Annotated in this window: 1 protein-coding gene; it reads left to right on the top strand. The window is 37.6% G+C overall.

From position 1 onward, the window contains the following. Positions 1-425: DUF1542 domain-containing protein (locus tag CP370_RS09360; RefSeq protein ID WP_143467896.1), on the top strand; the 425-nt coding region annotated here is incomplete at both ends.

Here is a 425-nt window from a genome sequence, read left to right as displayed (position 1 = left end):
CTTCTGCAACTAAAGATGATGCCAACAAGGCAATTGATGATGCTTTAGCTAAAAAGATTGACGAAATCAACAAGTCTAACTTAACTGACGAAGAGAAAGCTAAGTTAACTACTGACGCCAACGCTGATGCAAATAACGCTAAGGCTAACATTAATAAAGCAACAACTAACGATGCAGTAAACACTGCTAAGGAAAATGGTGTTGACACGCTTAACAAAGTTAAGGTTCCTGATACTTCTGCAACTAAAGATGATGCCAACAAGGCAATTGATGATGCTTTAGCTAAAAAGATTGACGAAATCAACAAGTCTAACTTAACTGACGAAGAGAAAGCTAAGTTAACTACTGACGCCAACGCTGATGCAAATAACGCTAAGGCTAACATTAATAAAGCAACAACTAACGATGCAGTAAACACTGCTAAG

Source organism: Lactobacillus sp. UMNPBX19 (assembly GCF_002553805.1).
GTDB lineage: Bacteria > Bacillota > Bacilli > Lactobacillales > Lactobacillaceae > Lactobacillus.
This window is presented reverse-complemented; position numbering and strand designations above follow the sequence as displayed.